This is a genomic window from Microbacterium sp. B35-04 (assembly GCF_010634885.1).
Classification (GTDB): Bacteria; Actinomycetota; Actinomycetes; order Actinomycetales; family Microbacteriaceae; genus Microbacterium.
In genome coordinates this window covers 1-2,848 of the sequence record NZ_MWLP01000150.1, presented here as the reverse complement: position 1 = coordinate 2,848, position 2,848 = coordinate 1, and the positions used below count along the sequence as shown (strand labels likewise).

The window sequence follows — 2,848 nt, the reverse complement described above, 5'->3', positions numbered from 1 at the left end:
CGCTGGCGCTCCCTCGCTCGACGACCGAAGCTCTTGCCCGTTCCTTGAGCGAAGGGGGCGAGACAGACGTGTGTGGATTAAATCGTTCCAATCAATCACGCTGAGCCATTGACCCGCCAGACCCGGTCGTCTATCGTCGCTCGGGAAAACGTATTCCGCACGTTGACAGCGATCGGCTGCCCGCCCCCACACGGGCCATGACTCGAGAGAGCGATTCGACGATGAATCTCCACAGAACCTCTGTACGCGCGATCGTGGCAGGCACTGCCGCGTGCGCCCTGACCCTCGGGCTCGCATCCCCCGCGCTGGCGCACGAGGCGGAGCCGCCCGGCGACGCCCCCGCCGGCGCCCAGCTCGAAGCGCTCGACCGTGGCGTGGTCGCGGTGTCGACCGGCGAAGGCGTCTTCCTCAGCTGGCGCCTCCTCGCGACCGAGGCGGGGCCGGCGACCGAGACCGGCGTGAGCGGCCCGTCGTTCGCGGTGTTCCGCGACGGGGAGCGCATCGCCACGGTCGACGACAGCACGAACTATGCGGATCCGGCCGGGTCTGCAGCATCCATCTACACGGTCGCCCCGGCGTGGCACGACGTGACGGGCGAGCAGTCCGCTCCCGCGTCGGTGTGGGGCGACGGGTTCTATGACCTGCCGCTGCAGAAGCCCGCCGACGGCGTCACCCCCGCGGGCGAGGCGTTCACGTATTCGGCGAACGACGCATCGGTGGCCGACGTCGACGGCGACGGCGCGTACGAGTTCGTCGTGAAGTGGGATCCGTCGAACTCGAAGGACGTGTCGCAGAAGGGGTACACCGGCGCGGTGTACGTCGACACGTACGAGCTCGACGGCACGCTGCTCAACCGCATCGATCTAGGTGTCAACATCCGGGCCGGCGCGCACTACACGCAGTTCATGGTCTACGACTTCGACGGCGACGGCCGGTCCGAGACGATGCTCAAGACGGCGCCGGGCACGACCTCGACCCGCTACAACGCCGACGGCACGGCTCAGGCGCCGGTGAACATCACGATGCTCGCCGAGGACCTCGCCGCCGGGTACGAACCCACCGACGACTACCGCATGAGCGCCGCGGACTTCCGCCGGCACCTCATCGAGGTGTTCGAAGGGTGGTCGGAGCATCCCGAAGTCGTCGCCGGCAACTGGCCCGCGACGCTCGAGGAGGCGTTCGGCATCCCGGTCGCGCACGAGTACCCGCTCTCGGAGGCGTCGGCCACCGAGCTCGTGGACTACTTCATCACCACCTACGCTCCGTCGCGGAGCGCCCGCAACGACCTCACGACCTTCGAGGGGTTCATCGTCGACGGCCCCGAGTACCTCACGGTGTTCGACTCGGCGACCGGCGAAGAGCTCGAAACCGTCCGCTACGAGCCGGGCCGCGACGACGACGGACTGCTGTGGGGCGACTACGCGATGGCGCGCATCGAGCCCGGCAACCGCGTCGACCGCTTCCTCGCCGGGGTCGCCTATCTCGACGGCACGCACCCGTCGGCGATCTTCGCCCGCGGCTACTACACGCGCTCGACGATCGCGGCGTACGACTGGGACGGTGAGCACCTCAGCACCCGCTGGTTCGTCGACAGCGGCCACGTGCCGATGACGAACCCGTTCAACGACGGCCCGCACGGCCGTGACGGCACCGACCCGGTGTACGGCAAGATCACCACGCAGGGCTTCCACTCGCTGAGCGCTGCCGACGTCGACGGCGACGGCAAGCACGAGATCGTGTACGGCGCGGCGACGATCGACGACGACGGCGGGCTGCTGTACAGCTCGTTCGACACGCTGCCCGCCGGCAGCGCCGCCCCCGGTGAGAACGTGCGCCTCGGCCACGGCGATGCGATGCACGTGACCGACATCGACCCGAATCGTCCCGGTCTCGAGATCTGGACCGCGCATGAGGGCGGCACGTTCGCTCCCTACGGCTCGGCGATGAGGGATGCCGCCACCGGTGAGGTGCTGTTCGGCGCGTACTCGGGCCGCGACACGGGTCGCAGCATGATCGGCGACGTGCGCCCCGACGTCGCGGGGATCGAAGCCTGGGCGAGCATGCCGGGCGGCACCGAGGCCTCGGGCCTGCTGAGCGCGACCGGAGACATCCTCGGCTCGACGATCCCGGGCACGAACCAGTCGATCCGCTGGGCCGCCGACCTCACGACGCAGATCGTCAACGGCAGCGGCGACCAGAACGTCACGATCGACGACTGGACGCGTGGCCGCCTGCTCACCGCCGACGGCACCCGCACGAACAACGGCACGAAGGGCAATCCGTCACTCGTCGCCGACGTGCTCGGCGACTGGCGTGAGGAGCTGCTCGTGCGCACCGCCGACTCGAGCGCGCTGCGCATCTTCACGAGCACCGAGGTGACGACGCACAAGCTGCCGACGCTCATGCACGATGTGCAGTACCGTGCCGAGGCCGCCCGCCAGAACACCACCTACAACCAGCCGTCGTACACGAGCTACTACCTGGCCAGCGACATGGACTTCGCGAACGTGCCGGTTCGCACGACCGCGGCGACCCCGCGCGAGCCGAAGTTCGTGAACCCGAGCGGGTCGGCATCCGACCATGTGGTGGTCGCGCCCGACCCGTCGTTCGACTACTACGTCAACGGCGTGAAGGCCGAGAAGCCGCTCGTCAAGGTCCCCGCCGGGTCGGAGGTGCGCGTGACGGCGGTACCGAAGGCCGGCTTCGCGGTCGCCGCAGGTGCGGTGTCGACCTGGACGCATGCGTTCAGCGCCGGCGACTGACACAACGGCGAACGGATGCCCCGGCCCGGCGCACTGCGCCGGGCCGGGGGCATCCGTCTTCCCGCTTCCCCCGGTCGTTGAGGGAG

General features: G+C 69.3%; 1 protein-coding gene. It reads left to right on the top strand.

The window, feature by feature from the left end; all coding sequences use genetic code 11:
• Positions 1 to 221: 221 nt before the first annotated feature.
• Positions 222 to 2,762: a rhamnogalacturonan lyase gene (locus B1729_RS20125; protein ID WP_163634594.1), complete on the top strand. Its 2,541-nt coding sequence runs from the start codon at positions 222 to 224 to the stop codon at positions 2,760 to 2,762.
• The last annotated feature ends 86 nt before the right edge of the window (positions 2,763 to 2,848 follow it).